Origin of the sequence: Pseudokineococcus lusitanus (assembly GCF_003751265.1) — a bacterium.
GTDB lineage: Bacteria > Actinomycetota > Actinomycetes > Actinomycetales > Quadrisphaeraceae > Pseudokineococcus > Pseudokineococcus lusitanus.
On record NZ_RJKN01000007.1, the window covers coordinates 119,159 to 138,959 of the forward strand.

The window sequence follows — 19,801 nt, forward strand, 5'->3', positions numbered from 1 at the left end:
AGGCGTCAGCCGGCCGATCCCGCCGGTGCCTCGCGGGCAGCCGCTGCGCCGCCCGACCGCGCGTAGGACGCGGACAGCGCCCGGTACTGCGGGCTCGCGAGCGCCACGAGCGTCGCCAGCAGGCCCACCGCGCCGACGACGACGAAGACCAGGGCGATGGCCCGCGCCTGCCCGGTGCCGAACCAGCCGCCGATGGCCAGGGCGCCCGCGCCCGAGCCGGTCATGGAGGGCACGACGACGAACTGCGTCAGCGGCCCGATCAGGAAGGCGGTGAGCGGGGACGCCGCCTGCTCGACGCTGAGCGCGAAGCCGAAGACCCGCCCCTGGCGCTCGTAGGGCACGACGCGCTGGAGGACGGTCTGCTCGGCGGCCTCGGCGAAGGGCATGAGCAGCATGAAGACCGCCATGGCGACCGTCAGCGTGACGACCGACGCGGCCAGGGGGAAGAGCATCGTCGCGGTCCAGGCGGCCGCGTTGACGAGCAGCAGCAGGCGCACCGGCCTGCGCCCGAGGCCCACCCGCGCGACGAGGAGGCCTCCGACGATCATCAGCGCGCTGAGCCCTCCCCACAGGAGGCCCCACACCTGGACCGACACGAGCGAGAGCCCGTAGGCGTCCATGAGCGCCATGAAGGCGCCGCCGATGAAGTTGTTGAAGCAGCTGAAGGCGATGAGCGGCAGCAGCCCCGGGACGCCGCGGACGAGCCGCCAGGTGCCGCGGAGGTCGACGCCGTCGGACGACGTCGGGGTCGCCGCGGCGGCGGCCGCGCCGGGGCCCGTCCCGCCCTCCGCGCCGACGGCCGGTACCTCGGGCGCCGGGTCCGCCGTCGCCTCGGCCGTGGTGAGCACGCGGGTCTCGGGGACGTCGAGCCGGGCGAGGTGCGCCATCGACACGACGAGGACGAGCAGCGCGAGCAGGAGGACGTAGAGCATCCCGCCGGCGGCGACGAGCACGCCGCTGATGACCGAGGTGACGAGCATCGACGCGCCCGTGACCGTGCCGACGAGCCCGTTGGCGCGGTCGCGCCGGTCGGCGGGCACGAGCAGCGTCACGAGGGTCGGCAGGGCGATGGACCGGGGGTTGCCGGCCACGACGCCGACCATGAGCAGGACGACGAAGACCCACAGCTGCCAGGAGGCGACGTCGCGGAAGGCGGCGTCCGGCGTCAGCAGGTAGAGCGCCAGGCAGACGCCGTAGACGGCCGTCGACGCCAGCGCCGAGACCTGCATGACCGACCGCTTGTGGTGGCGGTCCACGAGGCTGCCGAACCAGATGCCCGTCCCGGCCGTGGCCACGAGGAAGATCCCGGCGATCATCCCGGTCGCGAAGACCGACTGCGTCTCGAGGAAGACCCAGAAGGTCACGGCGAACCAGACGGTGTAGTTCATGACGGCGACGACGGCATTGCTCACGAGCAGGTGGGCGAACACGCGCTGCGTGCCGGAGCGCAGGTCGAGCCGGGGCGACGGCTGGTCGGGGGTGCTCACGACGGGGTCCTCTCGGGCGGTGCGGGTCCGACGAGGGGTGGACCGGCGCTGCCGCCCGGACTGAGCGGTGGTCCGTCAGGCGCGGTCGGCGACGTCCTGCAGCCGCTGCCGGTGGGCGGCCCACCAGGCGGCGTCGCCCTGGGGGAGGTTCGAGTGCTCGCGCCGGTGGCCGGTGGAGCCGTCCACGAGCTCGCGCACGACGTCGGCGTGCCCGGCGTGCCGGTGGGTCTCCGCGACGAGGTGGGCGAGGACCCGGTGGAGGGTCACGGCGCGCGCCTCCGGGCGCCACCACGGGACGTCGCCGGGGGCGTCCAGCGGGAGCGCCGCGACGGTGGCGTCGCCGTGCGCCCACACCCGCCGGTAGAGGTCGACGACGTCGGCGCGGGACTCCCCGGCCGTCGCCCACATGTCGGCGTTCGGCTCGGCGTCCCCCTCCGCCCAGGGCAGCGGCTCCGGGAAGGGTCGGCCGAAGACGAGCCCGAGGTACCCGGACTCCACGCCGGCGAGGTGCTTGACGAGCCCGAGCAGGTTCGTGCCCGTCGGTGTCAGCGGACGGCGGAGGTCGCGCTCGTCGAGGCCGTCGAGCTTCCACAGCACCGCCTCGCGGCCCTGCTGCAGGTAGTGGTGGAGCTCGTCCTTCGCGGGGTCGTCCATCTCGGCAGCGTGGCACCGTCGAGGGCCGGTCGGGGTGGTCCGCCCCGCTACCAGCCCGCCGCCCCGTCGGCGTCGACGAGGCGGCCGCTGGGGCCGACGGTGTCGAGGGCCGCGGCGATGATCGGCGCGGCGCCCTCGGCCACGGTGTGCCCGGCCCCACCGGTGAAGTCGGTGGCGGTCAGGCCCGGGTCGACGGCCGTGACGAGCACCTGCGGCAGCGCCTTGGCGTACTGGACCACGAGCATGTCCAGCGCCGCCTTCGACGCCGGGTAGGGCAGGTGGGCGATGTCGGCGTAGACGGGGTCGCCGGTCTGGTGGGCGAAGGACCCCATGCCGGACGACACCATGACGAGCCGCGGTCGCTCCGCCCGGAGCAGCAGCGGCAGGAACGCGCGCGTCACGCGGACGGGGCCGAGGACGTTGACGTCGAGGACCTCGCGGAAGTCCTCGGGGCCGACGTCGCCCGGGCCCGCCCAGGTGCCGGCCACGCCCGCGTTGTTGACGACGACGTCCACAGCTCCCGCCGCCGCCTCGACCTCCTGGGCGGCCGAGGCCACCGAGGCGTCGTCGGTGACGTCGAGGGCGAGGGGGCGCAGGTCGCCGCCGACGGGCTCCTGACGGAGCTGCTCGGCGACCGCCGCGGGTCGGCGTGCGCCGGCGAAGACGGTGCACCCCTGCTCGGCGAGCCGGCGGGCGGTGAGGGTGCCCATGCCGCGGGACGCCCCGGTGACGACGACGACGGTCATCTCCCCACCGTGCCCGCGGGGCCGCTCGTCCGCCACGGCAGGGGCTGCGGCGCAGACCTACTGCGGCCCGCCGGCCGAGCCGAAGCCCTCGGCGCGCAGCTGCCGCTGCACGCGCTCCTCGTCGTCGCGCCAGCGCCGGCGGGCGTCGAGGGACCCGTGCCGGACGGCGAGGCGGATGATCCAGTAGGTGACGAAGAGGCCGAGGGCCAGCAGGACCAGGTAGGCGACGCCGAGGAGGAGCAGGACGACGATGCCGGTTCCGTCAGGTGCCATGCCGCGAGGCTAGGTGAGAGGTGCCGTCGCGACGGGCGCCGGGAGACCGCGCCGCCGCAGCTCCTCGACGACGAGCCGGGCGTTCTCCTCCGGTGGGGTGGTCGTCGTGTCGAGGTGCAGCACCTCGTCCTCCGGCGGCCGGTGCAGCCGCACGGTCTCCCGGAAGCGCCGGTACCCCTCCGGGTCCGAGCCCTTCCGGAGCGCGACCCGGTCAGGGGTGTCGGTGCGGCCCACCTGGACGTCGACGTCGCACGTGAGCAGGACGGCGAGGAAGAGGGAGCCGCGGCGGCCGGCCAGCGCCCGGAGCCGGTCGTACTCCGCGGCGCCGTGGTCGTCGTCCTCGAGGACGTTCGTCATGACGAAGCTCCGCGTCCGCGGCGCGAGGTGCTCGACGGCGTCGAGCACGGCCGCCCTGACGGGGGCGACCCGGTCCCACGTCCCCGGGGGCAGCGGCTCGACGCCGTCCCAGCGCAGCACCTCGAGGACGGGCCGGTTGACGAGCTGGTCGTCGACGAGGACGCCGTCGAGGAGCCGTGCGACGTGGCCGCCGACCGTCCGCTTGCCCGCTGCGGGGTAGCCGAGCAGGAGGACGACGGCGGCGGACGCGGTGGGCGGGTCGTCGCCGGGCACGGGTGTCCTCGGGCTGGTCGGCCGGACGGTGGCGGCGACCGTACGGCGCGACGCGCGGCGGCCGCGAGGGACTTCTCGTCGCTAGCGTGCGGGGCCGGACGTCCCGGACCCGCCGGGGCGCGGCCCGAGCAGGGGGCGAGCGCGTGGAGGACTTCGCGATCGGCGACACCGTGCAGGTGACCGTCCAGGGCGCGGCCATGACCGGGAGCGTGGGGACGGTCGTGCACCTCGACACCTCGCGCGGCCTGTACCTCGTGCGCGTCGGCGCCGCGGTGCAGGACTACTTCCCGCCCGAGCACCTCGAGCTCTTCGCGCCCTGAGCCGGGCGCCTCGCCGCGTCCGCGGAGGCCACCGGCGCCGTGCGACAGGCGTTGCTCGCCCGGCGGGGCGTCGCCGCCGCGTTGACCTGCGCCGACGCGTGGCCGGGCGGAGCAACGCCTGTCGCACGGTCAGAGGTCGGCCATCTGGCCGCGGAGCTCGCCGCGGACGCGGTTGGCCGTCCCCGTGGGCGCGGGCGCGTTGTCGTCGCCCGCGAGGTCGCCGCGGACGACGTTGCCGTCCAGCCGGACCTCGCCGTCCGTGCCCTCGACGACGACGTCACCGCCCCAGACGCCCTGGCCGTCGCACTCCGCGAAGGGACCGGTGCGGCCGAGCTGGACGCCGAGGTCGTTGTCGCCGAGGAGGGCGTCGCCGTGGACCTCCGACTCGCACACGAGGGCGCCGGCCGCGTTGCCGAGGACCTGGAGGCCGCCGCGGACGACCGAGTCGACGACGTCGGTGGAGCTGCCGGACTCGGTGACGACGTCGCCCGCGACCCGGGAGCCCTCGAGGACGACCTCCGCCCCGACGGCGCGGAGGTCGCCGCCGACCGTGCTCGCCTCGGCGACGAGGAGCGCGGGGCGCTCGACGTCGGCGGTCACGACCACCGCGCCGTCGAAGGTGCTGCCGGTCGCGGTCACGGAGTAGCCGCGGTGCACGAGACGACCCTCGACCGTGGAGCCGACGAGGTCGAGCGCGGCGTCGGGGCCGACGGCGACGCGGCCGCCGAGCGTGGAGCCGGTCAGCGAGAGCTCCGCCGCCTCGCCGAGCCGCGTCGCGCCGGTGACGACGACGTCGGCCAGCTCGCAGGCGGTGCCGGCGCGGACGACGAGGTCGCCCTCGACCGTGCTGCCGTCGGCGACGTCCGCGCAGGACGTCGCCGGGGCGGGCAGGCCCGCCGCGGCGGCCGAGGGGGCGAGGAGCGCCGGCGCGGCGAGCAGGGCGCCGGCGAGGACGGCGGTGGAGCGCTTCATCGGGTCCTCCGGGAGGTGGCGTGACGGGCGGCGGCCGGGGTCGGCGTCATCGCGGCAGGGGCAGCGGTCGGACCCGCAGGCTGCGCAGGTAGTCGTAGGAACGCCGGGCGGTCCGCGGCGGGTCGGGCTGCTCGTCGCGCTCGATGACGTAGTGGTGGGCGGCCGGGTGCCGCAGGTGCGCCAGGATCCCGGGGAAGTCGACGGAGCTGTCGCCGAGGTCGGTCTCCACGCCCTCGGTCGGGACACCGTCCTTGAGGTGCAGCAGGGGGAAGCGGCGCTCGTGGGCGTCGAGGTAGGGGCCGGGGTCTACGCCGGCGCGCAGGATCCAGTAGAGGTCCAGCTCGAAGTCGACGAGCCGCGGGTCGGTCTCCGCGAGCCAGATGTCGAAGAGGACCTGCCCCGTGCCCGGGGCCGTGCGGAACTCGTTGTCGTGCAGGTGCGCGTACCAGCGGAGGCCGTACGAGCGGGCGAGCTCGCCCCAGCCGTTCATCTCCTCCGCCATGCGGCGGTAGCCGTCCGGCGTCTCCTCGCCGTCCATGTAGGAGACGCCGACGTACCGCTGGCCGAGGACGGCCGCGCGCTCGAGGGTCGGTCCGGCGAGGTCGCCGCGGAAGTCGCCGGGGTTGTGGTGGCTGCCGACGACGCGCAGCCCGACGGCGTCGGTGGCGGCGCGGAAGGCGCTGGGGCTCAGGCCGCCGTAGTCGTAGGCCGGCTCGATCTCGGCGTAGCCGGCCTCCGCGAGGAGCTCGAGCACGGCCTCCGGCTGCTCCGCGAGCATCGAGCGGATCGAGTAGAGCCCGAAGCCGATGCGGTCCGGCGGGACCGGCCGGGCCCCGCGGCGGGCCGCGGCCGAGGCCGGACCGGCCGTCCCGGCGGTCCCGGCCAGGAGCGCGGCGGCGCCCAGGCCCTGCAGCAGGTGTCGTCGAGCCGGACCGGTCTGCGAGGCGCCCATGCCACGCTCCCTCCGTCGGAAGTGGGTTCTGACGGACAGTACGCAGAAGTGGGCAAAACGGACAAGGGTCGTCGAGGGGCGGCCGATCAGCCGGTGCGGCGCATCACCACCGTGGGCAGGCCCAGCACCACGGAGGTCGCCCCTGTCGGCCGGAAGCCGTGGCGGCGGTAGAACGCGACGGCGCGGGCGTTGTACGCCGCCACCTCGAGCGAGATCGGCTGCGGCCCGAGCCATCCGAGGGCAGCGGCCAGCATCCGGTCGGCGACCCCGGTGCCCTGGTGCGCCCGCAGGAGGTAGAGCGCCTCGAGGACCGCGTCCCCCTCCGCCGGCCGGGTGGCGTGGACGAGGCCGACGACGTCGCCGCCCCGGCGGGCGACGCGGTAGAAGGTGCGCGCCGGGTCCGACCGCTGGGCCGCGAAGAACCGCCGGCGGGCGGCGGCGGCCGCGGGGGAGTCCTTCGACCCCGCGTGGGCGTCCACCCACGCGGCGTCGACGCCGTGCTCGGCGCTCGGGTAGGTCTCGTGCCACGAGCGGAGGTGCATGCGCCCGAGCGCCTCGGCGTCCTCGTCGCGGGGGAGGTCGACGACCACCTCGCTCACGCGGCCGCTCCGTCGTCGAGGACGGAGCGGGCCCGGGCGCGTCGGACGACGACGGCGACGGCGCCGACGACGACCAGCACGCCGCCGCTCACGACGTCGGAGACGCGGTCGGGCGCCGTGGTCGGGAAGCGGCTCGGCGCCAGGCTGCCGGTGACGACGGGCTCCAGCACCGCCCCGACGGGCACGACCAGGCGGCAGAGGAGGCCCACCGGGCCGCGTCGCCGGGCGAGGGCGCCCACCAGGCCCAGCGGGCCGGCCGTCACCGCCGCGACGACGAACCAGGGGAGGTTGGACGTCCAGATGCCCGGGCCGAAGACCCCGAGCGCCGTGCCCACGGCGTAGTGCACGACGAGCGCACCGACCGCGGCCGCGACGCCGGCGGCGGCCGCGGGGCCCGGACGGCGGACGAGCCAGCCCGCGAGGACGGGCAGGCCGGCCCAGGCGACACCCGCGTTGAGCAGCTTGCTGACGGTCCATCGCGCGGTGAGCAGCCCGTCCGCGTCGCCCGAGAGCTGGGCCGACGTCGTCACGTTAGAGGCGAGCGACAGCAGGGCGAGGGCGACCGTGGCGGCGAGGGCGAGCCACCAGCCCCGCTGCGTGGCAGCCGTGCCCGTCGCCCGGGCGCTGCCGCTCACGGGGCGGCGCTCCCGGAATCCCGGCGGCCGAGGTGCTCGGCGAGGGCGCGCAGCCGGCGCCGGGTCTCCCACCGGAAGGCGGCGAGGGCGACCGGCTCCACGACCCGGCGCAGCGCGGCCGGTCGGGCCGTGAAGGTCAGGGTGTAGACGACCTCGCTGCGCGGGCGGCCGTCGAGCGGCTCGAGCGGTCGGTGGCGGATGGACGCCGCCCACGTCGCGAAGAAGGGCGGGCTGCTGACGAGGACGACCGCCGCGAGGTCCGGACGCCGGAAGGTCACGTAGCGGGTGCGGAAGGAGAGCCCGCCGAGGTGCCACCGGGCCCGGCAGACGGCCTCGACGTCCTTCGCCGGCGGGCGGTCGTCGACCGTGAAGGCCTCGCGCAGCAACGTGTCCCACGCCAGGCGGTGCGGGTAGTCGTGGACGAGGTCGAAGGTGTCCTCGACCGTGGCGGGCACGACCCGGGTGATGGTCGCGTGCGCCGTCATCGCCCCATGGTGGCAGCGCGGCGGGACGTGACGACGGACCTCGCGCCGCCCCCGTGCCAGGCTGCGGGCGTGGCGCAGCGGGGCGTGACCGTCGTGACGGGGGCCGGCCGGGGCATCGGCGCGGCCACGGCCCTCCACCTCGCCCGGGCCGGCCACGACCTCGCCCTCGGGTACCTCCGGGACGACGACGCGGCGGCCGAGGTCCTGGCCTCCGTCCGGGCCGAGGGGGTGCGGGCCGTGGCGGTGCGCGGCGACGTGGTCGACGCCGACGACGTGGACGCCCTCTTCGCCGCGGCCGCCGACCTGGGCCCCGTCACGGGCCTCGTGGCGAACGCCGGGCTGACGGCGCACCTCGGCGACCTCGCCTGCACCCCGGTCGACGTCGTCCGCCGGGTCCTCGACGTCAACCTGCTCGGCGTCGTCCTCTGCGCCCGCCGTGCGGCGCAGGTCATGTCGACGTCCTACGGTGGCGCCGGCGGCTCCGTCGTGGCGGTGTCCTCGGCCGCGGCGACGCTCGGCTCGGCGCACGAGTACGTGCACTACGCCGCCGCGAAGGCGGGCGTGGATGCCCTCGTCGTCGGGCTGGCGAAGGAGCTGGCCGACCAGGGCGTCCGGGTCAACGCCGTCGCCCCCGGCATGGTCCGCACGAGCATCCACGCCGCGGCCGGGGACCCCGGCCGGCTCGAGCGCGTCGTCGACCGGGTCCCGGCCGGCCGGGTGGGCGAACCGCCCGAGGTCGCCGCCGCCGTCGCGTGGCTGCTCGGCGACGAGGCGTCGTACGTCACGGGCGCGGTGCTGCGGGTGGCCGGGGGGCTGTGACGCCCGAGGGCTCGGCCGGGCCCGACGTCGGACTCGCGGTGGGCGGGAACACCCGTCCACCCGGGTGAGTTGAGTCAGGCAGGCTCAACCCCGAACGCTCCGGTTTGACACCCGCCGAAGCCCGTCGCAGAGTTGAGCGCAGTCGGCTCAAGACCGAGCACCGGTCGGGCCCTCGACTCATCCGCACCACGCAGGAGGACATCCCCATGGCACGAGCGGTCGGCATCGACCTCGGCACCACCAACTCCGTCGTCTCCGTCCTCGAGGGCGGTGAGCCCACCGTCATCGCGAACGCCGAGGGGGGTCGCACCACCCCGTCGGTCGTCGCCTTCGCCAAGTCCGGCGAGCCCCTGGTCGGCGAGATCGCCAAGCGCCAGGCCGTGACGAACGTCGACCGCACCATCGCGTCGGTCAAGCGCCACATGGGCACCTCGTGGTCGCAGGAGATCGACGGAAAGAAGTACAACGCGCAGGAGATCTCCGCGCGCGTGCTGCAGAAGCTCAAGCGGGACGCGGAGGCCTACCTCGGCGAGACCGTCACGGACGCCGTCATCACCGTCCCGGCGTACTTCAACGACGCCGAGCGCCAGGCCACCAAGGAGGCCGGCGAGATCGCGGGCCTCAAGGTCGGCCGCATCATCAACGAGCCCACCGCCGCCGCGCTGGCCTACGGCCTCGACCGCGGCAAGGAGGACGAGCTCATCCTCGTCTTCGACCTCGGCGGCGGCACGTTCGACGTCTCCCTGCTCGAGGTGGGCAAGGACGCCGAGGACGGCTTCTCCACCATCCAGGTGCGCGCGACGAGCGGTGACAACCGCCTCGGCGGCGACGACTGGGACGCCCGCGTCGTCCAGCACCTCGTCACCACGGTGAAGAACAGCTCCGGCGTGGACCTGTCCAAGGACAAGATCGCCATGCAGCGTCTGCGCGAGGCGGCCGAGCAGGCCAAGAAGGAGCTCTCGAGCGCGACGAGCACCAGCATCTCGCTGCAGTACCTGTCGATGACGGAGAACGGCCCCGTCCACCTGGACGAGAAGCTGACCCGCGCGCAGTTCGAGCAGATGACGAAGGACCTCCTCGACCGCACCAAGGAGCCCTTCAACCGGGTCATCGCGGACGCCGACGTCAAGGTCTCCGAGATCGACCACATCGTCCTCGTCGGCGGCTCCACCCGAATGCCGGCCGTCGCGGAGGTCGTCCGCAGCCTCACCGGCGGCAAGGAGCCCAACAAGGGCGTCAACCCGGACGAGGTCGTCGCCGTCGGCGCCGCGCTGCAGGCCGGCGTCCTCGCCGGCGAGCGCAAGGACGTCCTGCTCATCGACGTCACGCCGCTGTCGCTCGGCATCGAGACGAAGGGCGGGATCATGACCAAGCTCATCGAGCGCAACACGGCCATCCCGACCAAGCGCTCCGAGGTCTTCACGACGGCCGACGACAACCAGCCGTCCGTCCAGATCCAGGTCTTCCAGGGCGAGCGCGAGCTGGCGCAGCACAACAAGCCGCTCGGCAACTTCGAGCTCACCGGCATCGCGCCGGCGCCGCGGGGCATCCCGCAGATCGAGGTCACCTTCGACATCGACGCGAACGGCATCGTCCACGTGTCGGCGAAGGACCGCGGCACCGGCAAGGAGCAGTCCATGCAGATCACCGGGGGCAGCGCGCTGTCCAAGGAGGAGATCGAGCGCATGGTCCGCGACGCCGAGGCGCACGCCGACGAGGACAAGAAGCGCCGCGAGGAGGCCGAGACCCGCAACGGCGCCGAGCAGCTCCTGTACTCGACGGAGAAGTTCCTCGCCGACAACGACGACAAGCTGCCCGAGGACGGCAAGACCGAGGTCAAGGGCAAGGTCGACGCCCTCCGCACCGCGCTCGCGGGCGACGACGTCTCCGCCGTGACGACGGCGCAGGAGGAGCTGGCCACCGCGAGCCAGACCCTCGGCGCCGCGCTCTACGCGCAGCAGCAGTCCGAGCAGGCCGACGGCGCCCCCGCCGACGGCGCCGCCACGGGCGACGCCTCCACGGGCACGGCCGACGACGACGTCGTCGACGCCGAGATCGTGGACGAGGACGAGCGGAAGGGCGACAAGTGACGGCCGGCCCCTCGCAGCCCGCGGGCGGCACGCCCGAGCAGGAGCCCGTGGTCCGGGACCGCCGGCGGATCGACCCCGAGACCGGTCGGCTGCGCGAGCAGCCGGCCGGCGGGGCCGACGCCCCGGTGGACGCCGACCAGGCCCTGGGCGAGCCGGGGCCGGAGCCCGACGGCGCCCCGGCCGGTGGCCCCGACGCCTCGGCGTCGGACCTCACGGCCGAGGACGTCCTCGCCGCCGCGGGCGGCGGGGACGCCGTCCGGGACGCGCAGGCGCTCGCCGAGCAGCGTCTCGGCGACCTCCAGCGGCTCCAGGCGGAGTACGTCAACTACCGCAAACGGGTCGACCGCGACCGGGACGTGGCGGCCACCTCCGCCCGGTCCGGTGTCTTCGAGGCGCTCCTGCCGGTCCTCGACGACGTGGTGCTGGCGCGCACGCACGGCGGGCTGGCCGACGGCCCGGCGGCGTCCATCGCCGACAAGCTCGAGGCGACCCTCGAGCGGCTGGGCCTCGAGCGCTACGGCGAGGCGGGCGAGGAGTTCGACCCGTCCGTCCACGAGGCGCTCATGCACGGCCAGGACGCGGGGGTGACCGTCACCACGGTGACCCAGGTCCTGCAGCCGGGCTACAAGGTCGGGGGCCGTGTGCTCCGGGCGGCGCGCGTCGCCGTCGCCGGCCCGGCCTGACGGGCGCGACCCGCAGGCACCACGGCAGCACCACCCGCACGACGACGTGGGCCCCGCCGGCCGAGAGGCCGCGCGGGGCCCACGCGCACCACCCGCCGAGAAGGGGAGTACGCCGGTGTCCGGCCAGGACTGGATCGAGAAGGACTTCTACGCCGAGCTCGGCGTGCCCAAGGACGCCGACGCGGCCGCGATCAAGAAGAGCTACCGCAAGCTCGCCCGGACGCTGCACCCCGACGCCAACCCCGGCGACGCTGCCGCGGAGCGGCGCTTCAAGGAGGTCGGCGAGGCGTACTCCGTGCTCTCCGACCCCGAGAAGCGGCAGCAGTACGACGCGGTGCGGGCCATGGCCGGCGGGGCTCGCTTCAGCGCGGGCGGTGGCGGACGCGGGCAGGCCGGCGGGGCGGGTGGCTTCGAGGACCTGCTCGGCGGCATGTTCGGCGCCGCGGGCGGCGGGCAGCGTGCCCGCTACGGCCCGGGCCCCGGCGCCGGTGCGGGCCAGGGCGTCCCGCCCGGCTTCGAGGACCTGCTCGGCGGGCTCTTCGGCCAGGGCGGCGCGGGCGGCGGGCCGGCGGGCTTCGGCGCGCCGCAGCGCTCGCGGCAGGGCGCCGACGTCCAGGCGTCGACGACGCTCGACTTCCTCACCGCCGCACGGGGGTCCACGACGACGCTGCGCGCGGGGGACGGCACCACCGTCACGGCGCGCATCCCCGCCGGGGTGAAGGACGGCCAGAAGATCCGCCTGCGCGGCAAGGGCGCGTCCGGAGGGCCCGGCGTCCCGCCGGGCGACCTCGTCATCGCCGTCGCGGTGACGCCGCACCCGGTCTTCAGCCGGGACGGCGACGACCTGCGCGTCACCCTCCCCGTCACCTTCGCCGAGGCCGCGCTCGGCGCCGAGGTCGAGGCGCCCACCCCCGACGGCGGCACCGTCCGCCTGCGCGTGCCGGCCGGCTCGCCGTCCGGCCGGGTGCTCCGCGCCCGGGGCCGGGGCGTCACGACGGCGAAGGGCACCGGCGACCTGCTCGTCGCGCTGCAGGTCGTCGTCCCGCAGCGGCTCTCGGACGAGGCGCGGGCGGCCGTCGAGGCGCTCGCGGCCGCGACGGACGGCGTCGCCGGCGGGGCGGGCGTGCGCGCCGACCTGCTGGCGGCCGCGCGCGGCGGCGCCCCGGAGGGCGGCGGGTCCCGGTGACCCCGGCCGCCGACGGCACGGCGTCCGGCGGGCCGGCCGCGGGGTCGGGCCCGGCCTCGGGCGTGCCCGAGCTGGACGTCGACGCCGCCGTCCTGCCGATCTCGGTGGCGGCGGAGCTCGCCGGCATGCACCCGCAGACCCTCCGGCAGTACGACCGCCTCGGTCTCGTCGAGCCCCGGCGGTCCGCCGGCCGCGGACGGCGCTACAGCCTGCGCGACGTCGCCGACCTCCGGGAGGTGCAGCGGCTCTCGCAGGAGGACGGCGTCAACCTCGCGGGCATCCAGCGGATCCTCGACCTGCAGCGCCAGGTCGTGGCGCTCTCCGACGAGCTGGAGCGCCTGCGTGCCGCCGTCGCCGACCAGCGCCGGGTCTTCACCGCCGACCCCTCCGGCGCCGTCGTCGCGGGGACGCTCGGCCGCCGCGTCAGCCGGGTGCGCTCCGGCGCCCTCGTCCTCTGGGACCCGCGCCGCCGCTGACCGTCGCCGCGTGGCGACGTGCGCCCCGGCAGCACGACGCCCCCGCCGCTCGAGGAGCGACGGGGGCGACGTGCGAGCGGGGCGGTGCTGCTGCTCAGCGCTGCAGGAAGTCCAGCAGTGCCCGGTTGAACTGGTCGGCGTGGCTGACGTTGAAGCCGTGCGGGGCGTCGTCGACGACGACGAGCTCGCTGCCCGCGATCGCCTCGTGCGTCCGCTTCCCCGACCCCTCGAAGGGGACCGTGGCGTCGCCCGAGCCGTGGATGACGAGCGTGGGCACGGTCACCGACGGCAGGTCGCCGCGGAAGTCCGTCGTGGCGAAGGCCTGCATGCACTCGACGGCGGCCTTCTGGTCCGACTGGCGGGCCAAGGCCACGGCCTCCTGGCGCTGGGCCTCGGTGACCTTGATCTGGCCGTCCACGGAGAAGAACTGCGTCGTGAACTGGTCGAAGAAGGCGTCGCGGTCGTCCTTCAGCCCGTTCTCCATGCCCGACGCGGTCTCGTCGTCCAGCGGGCCCTCGGGGTTGTCGTCCGTCTTGGCGAGGTACGGCGGGACGGCCGCGGCGAAGACGACGCTGCGGACCCGCTCGAGGCCGTGGCGGGACGCGTAGCGCGCCACCTCGCCGCCGCCCATCGAGAAGCCGACGAGCGTGACGTCCCGCAGGTCGAGCTGCTCGAGGAGCGCGTCGAGGTCGTCGGAGAGCGTGTCGTAGTCGTAGCCGGACCGCGTCTTGTCGCTGCGGCCGAAGCCGCGTCGGTCGTAGGTGACCACGCGGTAGCCGGCGCCGGCGAGGGCCGGGACCTGCTCGGACCACGACTCGCCGGACAGCGGCCAGCCGTGGATGAGCACGACGGGCCGGCCGGTGCCGCCCGTGTCGTCGACGTGGAGGTTGGTGTCCTTGAAGAGCCCGTGGTGGGCGACGACCTCGGCCATGGGATGGCGTCCTCTCGCTCGGGAGCCCGGTGGGTCGCACCGGGTCTGACCCGTCGAACGTATGGCGCACGACAGGGTCGCGCACGACGGGGCGACGGCTGGTTGCCCGGGCATACCCTCGTCCGGGTGAGCGCCACCGAGACCGACGTCCCCGTGGACGAGCGGCTGTGCGTGGCCCTCTACCAGGCCGCCCACGCCATGGAGTCCGCGCACCGTCCGCTCCTGCGCGCCCACGGCCTCACCTACCCGCAATTCACCGTGCTCGCCGTCCTCGACCAGGAGGGCGCGGCCTCGGTGACGGCCGTCGGGCGCCGGCTCGGGCTCACCTCGAGCACGCTCTCCCCGCTCCTCCAGCGGCTGGAGCAGCAGGGCCGCGTGGAGCGGGCCCGCTCCACGCAGGACGAGCGCTCGGTCCTCGTCTCGCTCACCGCGGAGGGGCGGCGGGTCGCCGCGGCCGTGCGGGACGTCCCGGTCCGGATCACGGCGGCCGGGGGCCTCGCGGCCGACGAGCAGGCCGAGCTCGTGGCCACGCTGCGCCGGCTCGTGGAGCGGCTGCGCGACGCCGACGTCACGGCCGACCTCCCGTCGGGGACGCCGGCGGTCTGACGCCGTCCGCGGCGTCGGCGTCGCGGGCCGCCACGAGGCGCCGCGGGGCCCGGCACCGCCAGGCCTCCTCGACGAGCTCCGCGAGGAGGTCGGGCCGGACGCGGCGGAGCCGGACGAGCACGACGGGCGTCCCGTCCAGGTGGGGCACCGTGAGGACGGCGTCGGCCTCCTCGGCGGGGAGGGCGGCCTTCACGCCCTCGTCGGCCACCCGCACGCCCAGCAGCGGCTCGTCCTCGGGCGGCGCGTCCTCGCCGAGCTGCTCGCGGTCACGGGCGCCGAGCGGCCGGTCCCAGACGACCATGCCCCCGCCGGCCCGCCAGGACGGGCGGCCGCCGTAGGAGGGGCGCTCCTCCGTCCCCGGCAGCGCCGAGACCAGCCGTCGCACGTCCTCCCACGTCGCCACCCGTCCGAGTGTGCTCCCCGGCGGGCGGCGCGGCGCCGATCCGCCACGATGGGTGGACGCCCGGTGAACGGGAGGTGACCGTCCCGTCGAGAGGACCGCTCGTGGCCCGCAAGAGCCCGGACCGCCGGGGCGCCGCCCGCTCGTTCGTCGTCGGCGGCTCCTTCGAGCTGCCCGACCTGGCCGGGGCGGACGTCGTCGACGCCGTCGACGAGGCGGAGGAGCACCGGCTGCTGCTCGTGGACCACGACACCGCGGACCTGCGGCTCACCCGCGACGGCGTCTCCCTGCGGCGCCGCGCCCGCTCCGGCGGGACCGGCGAGGACGACGTGGACGACGCCGGCTGGCACCTCGTCGTGCCGCGCCGCGGCCGCTGGGCCGGCGTGCAGGTCGACCTGCCCGCCGAGGGGGACCCGCTGGCACCCGCCCCGGCCGAGCTCCTCGACCTCCTCACCGCGACCACGCGGCGGGCGGAGGTCGAGCCGGTGCTCGTCCTGCGCGTGGACCGCGCCCTGCACGTGCTGCGCGACGCCGCGGGGGCGGCCCTGGCGTCGGTGGCCCTGGACGAGGTCGCCGCCGTGGACCCCTCGGCGGCCGCGGGTGCCGAGGACGCCGTGGTGCTCCGCCGCTGGCGCGAGCTCCACCTCGGCCCCCCGCCGGGCGAGGCGCACCTGCCCCGGCTCCGGGGCGTCGTGGCCCGGCTGCGCGCCGCCGGCGCCCGCCGTCCCGAGGGCACCGCCGCCGAGCGCGTCCTGGGACGCCTGGCCTCCGCGCCGGCGGACGTCCCGCGCCCGGGCCGCGTCCGGGCCTCCGACCCGGCCGGCCGGCTCGTGCGCGCGCACCTGGCCACCCAGGTCCGGGCCCTCGTCGCGGCGGACGTGGCGGTGCGGCGGGGCGAGGACGACGCCGTCCACCAGGTGCGGGTCGCCGCCCGGCGGCTGCGCAGCGGCCTGCGCGCCTTCCGGCCCCTGCTCGACCGCGGCTGGGCCGACGACCTGCGGGCCGAGCTCGGCTGGCTGGCCGGGGAGCTGGGCCGTGCCCGGGACGCCGAGGTCCTCGCCGCCCGGCTCGAGGACGACCTCGCCGCGCTGCCCGGGCCGGTCGCCGGCGCGGCGCGGGAGGTCGTGGGCCCGCGGGTCGAGCAGCAGGCGGCGGACGGGGCCGAGGCGGCGCTCGCCGCCCTGCGGGGCCCGCGCTACGCCCTGCTCCTGGACCAGCTGGTGTCGGCCGTGGCCCTGCCCGCGCTGACGCCGAGGGCGCAGCGGGCCTGCGCCGACGTCCTCCCGCCGCTCGTGGGCGCCGCGTGGCGACGGCTGGAGGAGGACGTCCGCCGGCTCGACGCCGAGGACCCCCGCGGCGACGAGGCGTGGCACGAGGCGCGCAAGCGGGCCAAGCAGGTGCGGTACGCCGCGGAGGCCGTCCGCCCGGCGCTCGGCTCGCCGGCCAAGCGCCTCGGGAAGCAGGTGGCGCGCGTCACCGAGGTGCTGGGGCAGCACCAGGACGCGGCGGTCGCGGCGGAGGGCCTCGAGGAGGCGCTGCGCGCCGACCCGCCGCCCACGCCGGACGCGGCGTTCGCGCTGGGCGCCCTCTGGGCCCGCCAGCGGCAGGCCGTCCTGCAGACCCGCGGTGACCTGCTGGACCTGTGGCCCGACGTGGCCGACCGCCGGCACCGGCGGTGGACGCGGGGCTAGGGCGGGCCGGGCGGGCCGGGCGGGCCGGGACCGTCCCGGACCGCCGGGACCGGTGGTCCTAGGACGGAGGTCCACTGCCGCGGCGGCCGTCCGCCGCCGATGGTGGTGGCAGGCGGAGCACCGGGCTCCGCGCGCCACCAGGAGGCACCGCCGTGCGTCGCCAGACCCTCTCCCGCCCGACCCGCCCCGCCGCGCGGCTGGCCGCCCTCTCGCTCGCCGCGGCGTGCCTCGTGGGGGCCACCGCGACGACGCTCGCCGCCCCCGCCGGCGCCGCGACGTCGTCCGCCTGCTCGACGAGCGGCTTCACGGTGACCATGCCCGACGGCACGGTCGCCCCGAGCAAGGGAGCGAGGGCGAGCACGGCCGCGCTGCCCGCGGACGCCCGCATCAAGGTCCGCGGCACGTACGTCGAGTTCGACGTCGCCCCCGTCACCGGGGCCGTCTACGACTACGTCTACACGGGCGCGGCGAACCGGCTGAGCATGACGCCGGGCGTGCGGACGCCCGTCATGGCCGCCAAGACGCTCGACCTCGGCCCCGTGCTGCGCAGCGACGTCGACGTCCGCACCGACAAGGGCGACCTCGTGCTCATCAGCCGTGGCGGCGGCGCGAAGGTCAAGGTCCAGGCCAAGGACTGCGCGACCGGCGGGATCTTCCAGCAGGAGGTCGAGGCGGCCCGCGCGGTGACGGCGACGCACACGCTGGCGCCGGGCATGCACTACTACGTCAACCCGTACACCGGGAAGATCAACTTCGGCAACGACACCCTCTTCCGCGGCAAGGACAGCGCCCAGGTCGCCACGAAGCTCTCGCAGACGGAGACGACCACCACGTGGTCGATCGCCCCGGGCGGGCGCATGGGCCAGGTCCTCGGCGAGGACGCCGTGGAGCTCTCCGCCGGCCCGACGGTCTGCGTCAGCGACTGCCAGGCGCGCAACCGCGTCCGCGGCTCGCTGCCCGTCACGGACCCCGCCTTCTCCTGAGCCGCCCGGCCCGTCCGCCCCGCGCCACGGGCGGACGGGCCGCGCGGGTCGCCGACCGGGGCAGACTGCCTCGGCACGCAGCCGGAGAGGCTGTCCCGCAGCGCCCGTCGACGAGGAGGACCGTGGCCCGCACGGCAGGTGGAGCGCCCAGCACCCGACGGGTGCTCGTCCCCTTCCTCGCGACCGCGACGGTCGTCGTCGCCGCGCTCGCGGTGGTCCTCGTCCTCGGGCAGCACCGCGCGGCCGTCGCCGAGGCCGTGCGGGACGCCCGCACCCTCACCGAGGTGCAGGCGCGCGACGTCGTGGGCGGCGTGCTCACCGACGAGGCGCTCGCGGGCGGCGCGGCGGGCGAGGCGCTCGACGCGCGGGTCCGTGCGCACGTGCTCGGCGACCAGGTGGTCCGCGTCAAGGTGTGGGACGCCGACGGCCGCGTCGTCTGGTCCGACGACGCCGGCCTCGTCGGGCAGCGCTTCCCGCTGCCGGAGGACGAGCTGGCGGTCCTGCGCGGCGACGCCCCCTCGCTGTCGGAGGTGAGCGACCTCGACGAGCCGGAGAACGCCGGCGAGGCGGGCTTCGGCCGCCTCCTGCAGGTGTACGTCGGCGTCCGGACGCCGGAGGGCACGCCGCTGCTCTTCGAGGCCTACCACCGCTACGACAGCATCGACGCGGCGACGGGCCAGTCCCTGCGCAGCTCGCTGCCCCCGCTGCTGGGCGGCCTCCTCCTGCTCTGGCTGCTGCAGGCGCCGCTGGCCTGGACCCTGGCCCGACGGCTGCGCACGGCGCACGAGGAGCGGGAGGGCGCGCTGCTGCGGGCGCTCACGGCGTCGGACCGGGAACGACGGCGGATCGCCGCGGACCTCCACGACGGCGTCGTCCAGGGACTGTCCGGGACGGCGCTCAGCCTGTCGGCCGCCGCCTCGGCGACGGCGGCCCGCGGCGAGACGGCAGGGGCCGACGTCCTGCGCTCGACGGCCGCCGACCTGCGGCGGTGGGTGCGCGAGCTGCGGACGCTCGTCGTCACGGTGACGCCGCCGGCCCTCCACGAGCAGGGCCTGCGGGCCGCGCTCGTCGACCTCGCCGCCGTGCTCGAGCTGCGCGGGTGCGCCGTCGACGTCCGGGTCGAGGGAGACCTCGGTCCCGGCGCGCTGGACCTGCCGACCGAGTCGCTCGTCTTCCGCGCCGCGCAGGAGGCGGTGCGCAACACCGTCAAGCACGCCGGGGCCGACCGGGTCGACATCTCGCTCGTGCGGGCGGAGGACGACCTCGTGCTCGAGGTGACCGACGACGGGGCCGGCTACGACCCCGGGGCCGTGGCGCCCCGGCGGCGGGGGAGCGTGGGGCTCGAGCTGCTGGGCTCGCTCGCCCTCCAGCAGGACGGGCGCCTCACCACGCGGTCGTCGCCCGGCCGCGGGACGACCGTGGCCCTGCGGCTGCCCGTGCCCCGCCCCCGGGACGGGCGGACGACGACGACCGACGAGGAGGTCCGGCGCTGATGCGCGTGCTCGTGGTGGACGACCACCCGCTCCTGCGGCAGGGGCTGTCGGACCTGCTCGGGGCGCTGCCCGACGTCGAGGCGGTGACGACCGTCCCCGACGGGTCCGGCGCCGCCGCGGCGGCGGTCGACGGCGCGGTCGACGTCGTCCTCATGGACCTGTCGATGCCCGGCACGGACGGCCTCGTCGCCACCCGCGAGGTCGTGGCGGCGCGGCCCGGCGCGCGGGTCGTCGTCCTGACGACCTTCGCCGAGAACGACCGCATCCTCGCCGCGCTCGACGCCGGTGCGGTCGGCTACCTGCTCAAGGACGCCGAGCCGGAGGAGATCATCCGGGCCGTCCGCGACGCGGCCGCCGGGCACGCGCCCTTCTCGGCGCGCGCGGCCGCGGCGCTCGTCGCCGAGCGTCGCCCGCGGGCGGCGGCGCCGGAGACCGCCCCCGGCACGGGTCCCGTCGACCGGGTCGGCCCGGCCGACGTGCTGACGGCCCGCGAGCGGGAGGTCCTCGCGCTCGTCGCCACGGGGCTGCCCAACAAGAGCGTCGCCCGCCGCCTCGACATCAGCGAGAAGACGGTGAAGGCCCACCTGACGCGCGTCTTCACCGCCATCGGCGTGGGGGACCGGACGTCGGCGGCGCTGTGGGCGCAGCGGCACGGGCTCACGCACGACGCGGACCTCTGAGGCGCCGCGG

Annotated in this window: 23 protein-coding genes; 11 read left to right on the top strand and 12 right to left on the bottom strand. The window is 76.5% G+C overall.

Annotated elements, in window-relative coordinates:
- Positions 1-5 precede the first annotated feature (5 nt).
- The 5 genes from EDC03_RS13680 to EDC03_RS13700 all read right to left on the bottom strand — a co-directional run bounded on the left by EDC03_RS13680 (position 6) and on the right by EDC03_RS13700 (position 3,790).
- Positions 6-1,487 carry an MFS transporter gene (locus EDC03_RS13680; RefSeq protein WP_123380808.1) on the bottom strand — a complete coding sequence of 494 codons (1,482 nt, stop codon included), beginning with the start codon at positions 1,485-1,487 and terminating at the stop codon, positions 6-8.
- Positions 1,488-1,562: 75 nt separating this feature from the next.
- Positions 1,563-2,141, bottom strand: coding sequence for a DinB family protein (locus EDC03_RS13685; protein WP_123380809.1), 579 nt, complete (start codon positions 2,139-2,141; stop codon positions 1,563-1,565).
- A 47-nt stretch (positions 2,142-2,188) separates the two neighbouring features.
- Positions 2,189-2,887: an SDR family NAD(P)-dependent oxidoreductase gene (locus EDC03_RS13690; RefSeq protein ID WP_123380810.1), complete on the bottom strand. Its 699-nt coding sequence runs from the start codon at positions 2,885-2,887 to the stop codon at positions 2,189-2,191.
- Between the two features lie 57 nt (positions 2,888-2,944).
- The gene (locus tag EDC03_RS13695; RefSeq protein WP_123380811.1) at positions 2,945-3,160 is read right to left on the bottom strand and encodes a hypothetical protein; all 216 of its coding nucleotides are present in this window, start codon (positions 3,158-3,160) and stop codon (positions 2,945-2,947) included.
- A 9-nt stretch (positions 3,161-3,169) separates the two neighbouring features.
- A complete protein-coding gene (locus tag EDC03_RS13700; protein ID WP_148058095.1) occupies positions 3,170-3,790 on the bottom strand; it encodes a P-loop nucleotide/nucleoside kinase family protein in 621 nt (206 codons plus the stop codon).
- A 143-nt stretch (positions 3,791-3,933) separates the two neighbouring features.
- Between EDC03_RS13700 and EDC03_RS17920 the strand changes: the two genes are divergently transcribed.
- Entirely contained in the window at positions 3,934-4,110 is a 177-nt protein-coding gene (locus EDC03_RS17920; RefSeq protein WP_199720256.1) for a hypothetical protein, read from the top strand.
- 129 nt (positions 4,111-4,239) lie between these two features.
- Here EDC03_RS17920 and EDC03_RS13710 read toward each other — a convergent pair whose 3' ends face one another.
- From EDC03_RS13710 to EDC03_RS13730, 5 genes are all read right to left on the bottom strand, one after another.
- Positions 4,240-5,082, bottom strand: coding sequence for a hypothetical protein (locus EDC03_RS13710; protein ID WP_123380814.1), 843 nt, complete (start codon positions 5,080-5,082; stop codon positions 4,240-4,242).
- 46 nt (positions 5,083-5,128) lie between these two features.
- Positions 5,129-6,034 carry a sugar phosphate isomerase/epimerase family protein gene (locus tag EDC03_RS13715; RefSeq protein WP_123380815.1) on the bottom strand — a complete coding sequence of 302 codons (906 nt, stop codon included), beginning with the start codon at positions 6,032-6,034 and terminating at the stop codon, positions 5,129-5,131.
- Between the two features lie 86 nt (positions 6,035-6,120).
- Positions 6,121-6,633 (bottom strand): GNAT family N-acetyltransferase, encoded by a 513-nt coding sequence (locus tag EDC03_RS13720; RefSeq protein ID WP_123380816.1) that lies wholly within the window; start codon positions 6,631-6,633, stop codon positions 6,121-6,123.
- A complete protein-coding gene (locus EDC03_RS13725; protein WP_199720257.1) occupies positions 6,630-7,268 on the bottom strand; it encodes a hypothetical protein in 639 nt (212 codons plus the stop codon). Before EDC03_RS13725 ends, EDC03_RS13720 begins: the two co-directional genes overlap by 4 nt.
- The gene (locus tag EDC03_RS13730) at positions 7,265-7,753 is read right to left on the bottom strand and encodes an SRPBCC family protein (protein WP_123380817.1); all 489 of its coding nucleotides are present in this window, start codon (positions 7,751-7,753) and stop codon (positions 7,265-7,267) included. The genes EDC03_RS13725 and EDC03_RS13730 overlap by 4 nt, the downstream gene beginning before the upstream one ends.
- 69 nt (positions 7,754-7,822) lie before the next feature.
- On the opposite strand from EDC03_RS13730, the gene EDC03_RS13735 reads away from it, so the two are divergent.
- From EDC03_RS13735 to EDC03_RS18460, 5 genes are all read left to right on the top strand, one after another.
- The gene (locus EDC03_RS13735; RefSeq protein WP_199720258.1) at positions 7,823-8,572 is read left to right on the top strand and encodes an SDR family oxidoreductase; all 750 of its coding nucleotides are present in this window, start codon (positions 7,823-7,825) and stop codon (positions 8,570-8,572) included.
- Between the two features lie 206 nt (positions 8,573-8,778).
- Positions 8,779-10,662, top strand: a complete 1,884-nt coding sequence (gene dnaK, locus EDC03_RS13740) for a molecular chaperone DnaK (RefSeq protein WP_123380819.1) — start codon at positions 8,779-8,781, stop codon at positions 10,660-10,662.
- Complete coding sequence (locus tag EDC03_RS13745) at positions 10,659-11,345, top strand: nucleotide exchange factor GrpE (RefSeq protein ID WP_123380820.1); 687 nt, start codon at positions 10,659-10,661, stop codon at positions 11,343-11,345. The genes dnaK and EDC03_RS13745 overlap by 4 nt, the downstream gene beginning before the upstream one ends.
- A 115-nt stretch (positions 11,346-11,460) precedes the next feature.
- On the top strand, positions 11,461-12,531 hold the full coding sequence (locus EDC03_RS13750; protein ID WP_123380821.1) for a DnaJ C-terminal domain-containing protein: 1,071 nt from the start codon (positions 11,461-11,463) through the stop codon (positions 12,529-12,531).
- A gap of 125 nt (positions 12,532-12,656) precedes the next feature.
- A complete protein-coding gene (locus EDC03_RS18460) occupies positions 12,657-13,007 on the top strand; it encodes a heat shock protein transcriptional repressor HspR (RefSeq protein ID WP_199720277.1) in 351 nt (116 codons plus the stop codon).
- Between the two features lie 94 nt (positions 13,008-13,101).
- On the opposite strand, the gene EDC03_RS13760 is transcribed toward EDC03_RS18460, so the two are convergent.
- The gene (locus EDC03_RS13760) at positions 13,102-13,938 is read right to left on the bottom strand and encodes an alpha/beta fold hydrolase (protein WP_123380822.1); all 837 of its coding nucleotides are present in this window, start codon (positions 13,936-13,938) and stop codon (positions 13,102-13,104) included.
- A 126-nt stretch (positions 13,939-14,064) separates the two neighbouring features.
- Here EDC03_RS13760 and EDC03_RS13765 point away from each other — a divergent pair, with 126 nt between their 5' ends.
- On the top strand, positions 14,065-14,544 hold the full coding sequence (locus EDC03_RS13765) for a MarR family winged helix-turn-helix transcriptional regulator (protein WP_199720259.1): 480 nt from the start codon (positions 14,065-14,067) through the stop codon (positions 14,542-14,544).
- Here EDC03_RS13765 and EDC03_RS13770 read toward each other — a convergent pair.
- On the bottom strand, positions 14,507-14,947 hold the full coding sequence (locus tag EDC03_RS13770; protein ID WP_123380824.1) for an MmcQ/YjbR family DNA-binding protein: 441 nt from the start codon (positions 14,945-14,947) through the stop codon (positions 14,507-14,509). The two genes, EDC03_RS13765 and EDC03_RS13770, sit on opposite strands and share 38 nt — an antisense overlap.
- Positions 14,948-15,048: 101 nt before the next feature.
- On the opposite strand from EDC03_RS13770, the gene EDC03_RS13775 reads away from it, so the two are divergent.
- The 4 genes from EDC03_RS13775 to EDC03_RS13790 all read left to right on the top strand — a co-directional run bounded on the left by EDC03_RS13775 (position 15,049) and on the right by EDC03_RS13790 (position 19,791).
- Positions 15,049-16,635 carry a CYTH and CHAD domain-containing protein gene (locus EDC03_RS13775; RefSeq protein ID WP_158674314.1) on the top strand — a complete coding sequence of 529 codons (1,587 nt, stop codon included), beginning with the start codon at positions 15,049-15,051 and terminating at the stop codon, positions 16,633-16,635.
- Between the two features lie 152 nt (positions 16,636-16,787).
- Complete coding sequence (locus tag EDC03_RS13780; protein ID WP_199720260.1) at positions 16,788-17,618, top strand: hypothetical protein; 831 nt, start codon at positions 16,788-16,790, stop codon at positions 17,616-17,618.
- A 122-nt stretch (positions 17,619-17,740) separates the two neighbouring features.
- Positions 17,741-19,111, top strand: a complete 1,371-nt coding sequence (locus EDC03_RS13785) for a sensor histidine kinase (protein ID WP_148058096.1) — start codon at positions 17,741-17,743, stop codon at positions 19,109-19,111.
- A complete protein-coding gene (locus tag EDC03_RS13790) occupies positions 19,111-19,791 on the top strand; it encodes a response regulator (protein WP_199720261.1) in 681 nt (226 codons plus the stop codon). Before EDC03_RS13785 ends, EDC03_RS13790 begins: the two co-directional genes overlap by 1 nt.
- Positions 19,792-19,801: the final 10 nt, after the last annotated feature.

Coding starts and splice junctions, on each gene's coding strand:
- EDC03_RS13685 (WP_123380809.1), bottom strand. CDS start 2,141: ATGGACGACCCCGCGAAGGACGAGCTCCACCACTACCTGCAGCAGGGC.
- EDC03_RS13690 (WP_123380810.1), bottom strand. CDS start 2,887: ATGACCGTCGTCGTCGTCACCGGGGCGTCCCGCGGCATGGGCACCCTC.
- EDC03_RS13695 (WP_123380811.1), bottom strand. CDS start 3,160: ATGGCACCTGACGGAACCGGCATCGTCGTCCTGCTCCTCCTCGGCGTC.
- EDC03_RS13710 (WP_123380814.1), bottom strand. CDS start 5,082: ATGAAGCGCTCCACCGCCGTCCTCGCCGGCGCCCTGCTCGCCGCGCCG.
- EDC03_RS13715 (WP_123380815.1), bottom strand. CDS start 6,034: ATGGGCGCCTCGCAGACCGGTCCGGCTCGACGACACCTGCTGCAGGGC.
- EDC03_RS13730 (WP_123380817.1), bottom strand. CDS start 7,753: ATGACGGCGCACGCGACCATCACCCGGGTCGTGCCCGCCACGGTCGAG.
- dnaK (WP_123380819.1), top strand. CDS start 8,779: ATGGCACGAGCGGTCGGCATCGACCTCGGCACCACCAACTCCGTCGTC.
- EDC03_RS18460 (WP_199720277.1), top strand. CDS start 12,657: ATGCACCCGCAGACCCTCCGGCAGTACGACCGCCTCGGTCTCGTCGAG.
- EDC03_RS13760 (WP_123380822.1), bottom strand. CDS start 13,938: ATGGCCGAGGTCGTCGCCCACCACGGGCTCTTCAAGGACACCAACCTC.
- EDC03_RS13790 (WP_199720261.1), top strand. CDS start 19,111: ATGCGCGTGCTCGTGGTGGACGACCACCCGCTCCTGCGGCAGGGGCTG.